This is a genomic window from Ferrimonas aestuarii, assembly GCF_005116665.1.
GTDB classification, from domain to species: Bacteria; Pseudomonadota; Gammaproteobacteria; order Enterobacterales; family Shewanellaceae; genus Ferrimonas; species Ferrimonas aestuarii.
This window is the reverse complement of sequence record NZ_SWCJ01000035.1, coordinates 1-2,186: the sequence shown is the minus strand read 5'-3', so window position 1 is coordinate 2,186 and position 2,186 is coordinate 1. Positions and strand designations below refer to the sequence as shown.

Below are 2,186 nucleotides of genomic sequence, written 5' to 3'. Positions count from 1 at the left end.
TTTACCACGGAGTGATTCATGACTGGGGTGAAGTCGTAACAAGGTAGCCCTAGGGGAACCTGGGGCTGGATCACCTCCTTACGAAATAGATACGGTTTTGCGTTGAGTGTTCACACAGATTGTCTGACGATGATAAGAGTTTCGAATTAACGCAGGATTTTCGGTTCTGAATTAGGCATGCGAAGCACGACGAAGCGAGCATAGGTTTTCTATGTGACTGAGGAGTAATGAGCATAACGACATTCAGGAGTGAAAAGACAAGTTAAGATGGGTCTGTAGCTCAGTTGGTTAGAGCGCACCCCTGATAAGGGTGAGGTCGGTAGTTCAAATCTACTCAGACCCACCAAATTCGATTCAATACGGCGTCGCAAAGCTCGTCGTTTGGTGAACCAAACGTCCTCACATTGCTTCTTGTCTTGAACCGGATTGACATCTTTACAATGCGTTACATCGAGAAAATTCTGGGGGGCTATAGCTCAGCTGGGAGAGCGCCTGCTTTGCACGCAGGAGGTCAGCAGTTCGATCCTGCTTAGCTCCACCACTTTCTCTCGATTCGAACCTTAGTACGGCAAGAGGCCAAAGCTAAATTTAACGATTTACCTTTGGCTTTTTTTGAGCCTTGGCTCAGAAGAAACCTAGCTCTTTAACAATTTGGACAAGCTGATAAATTTCTCGAGATATTTGCAATTTTTGCAAGTGCCTTGATATCTGGCGATAGATTAACGTATTGGTTGTTTATTCATTTAAGCAACTTCAATGGTTTGCGAAGAAATTTGATTTCCAATTGAGGAAGCGTTTGAGTGAGCAAGGAAGTTAACTTCTGTTAATGACTGCAGCGAGCGAAAAGGCTGACGAAAAGTGAGAATTAAAGAACAAGTGAAACCCATTGGGGTTGTATGGTTAAGTGACTAAGCGTACACGGTGGATGCCTTGGCAGTCAGAGGCGATGAAGGACGTACTAACTTGCGATAAGCGATGATGAGGCAGTAAGAGCCATTTGAGTCATCGATTTCCGAATGGGGAAACCCAGCAGCATAAGCTGTTATCTTGCACTGAATACATAGGTGTAAGAGGCGAACCAGGGGAACTGAAACATCTAAGTACCCTGAGGAAAAGAAATCAATTGAGATTCCCTAAGTAGCGGCGAGCGAACGGGGATTAGCCCTTAAGCTTCGGGGGTGTTAGTGGAACGGTCTGGAAAGTCCGGCGATACAGGGTGATAGCCCCGTACACGAAAACTAACCTGAAGTGAAATCGAGTAGGACGGGACACGTGATATCTTGTCTGAACATGGGGGGACCATCCTCCAAGGCTAAATACTCCTGACTGACCGATAGTGAACCAGTACCGTGAGGGAAAGGCGAAAAGAACCCCTGTGAGGGGAGTGAAATAGAACCTGAAACCGTGTACGTACAAGCAGTGGGAGCCCTTCGGGGTGACTGCGTACCTTTTGTATAATGGGTCAGCGACTTACATTTTGTAGCGAGGTTAACCGTATAGGGGAGCCGTAGGGAAACCGAGTCTTAACTGGGCGAATGAGTTGCAAGGTGTAGACCCGAAACCCGGTGATCTACCCATGAGCAGGTTGAAGGTTGGGTAACACCAACTGGAGGACCGAACCCACTAATGTTGCAAAATTAGGGGATGACTTGTGGGTAGGGGTGAAAGGCCAATCAAACCGGGAGATAGCTGGTTCTCCTCGAAAGCTATTTAGGTAGCGCCTCGTATCTCACCATTGGGGGTAGAGCACTGTTAAGGCTAGGGGGTCATCCCGACTTACCAACCCTTTGCAAACTCCGAATACCAATGAGTGCAATTACGGGAGACACACGGCGGGTGCTAACGTCCGTCGTGGAGAGGGAAACAACCCAGACCGCCAGCTAAGGTCCCAAAGTTCTAGTTAAGTGGGAAACGATGTGGAAAGGCTCAGACAGCCAGGATGTTGGCTTAGAAGCAGCCATCATTTAAAGAAAGCGTAATAGCTCACTGGTCGAGTCGGTCTGCGCGGAAGATGTAACGGGGCTAAACTAGACACCGAAGCTGCGGATGCATATTTATATGCATGGTAGAGGAGCGTTCTGTAAGCGGTTGAAGGTGTGTCGAGAGGCATGCTGGACGTATCAGAAGTGCGAATGCTGACATGAGTAACGTTAAAGCGGGTGAAAAACCCGCTCGCCGGAAGACCA

At 48.0% G+C, this 2,186-nt stretch carries 2 tRNA genes and 2 rRNA genes; all 4 read left to right on the top strand.

Annotated features, from left to right (window positions below):
- Positions 1 to 81 (top strand): 16S ribosomal RNA (locus FCL42_RS21465); the annotation flags it as partial.
- Between the two features lie 188 nt (positions 82 to 269).
- Positions 270 to 346, top strand: a tRNA-Ile gene (locus tag FCL42_RS21460).
- A gap of 119 nt (positions 347 to 465) precedes the next feature.
- Positions 466 to 541, top strand: a tRNA-Ala gene (locus FCL42_RS21455).
- Between the two features lie 357 nt (positions 542 to 898).
- A 23S ribosomal RNA gene (locus FCL42_RS21450) occupies positions 899 to 2,186 on the top strand; the annotation flags it as partial.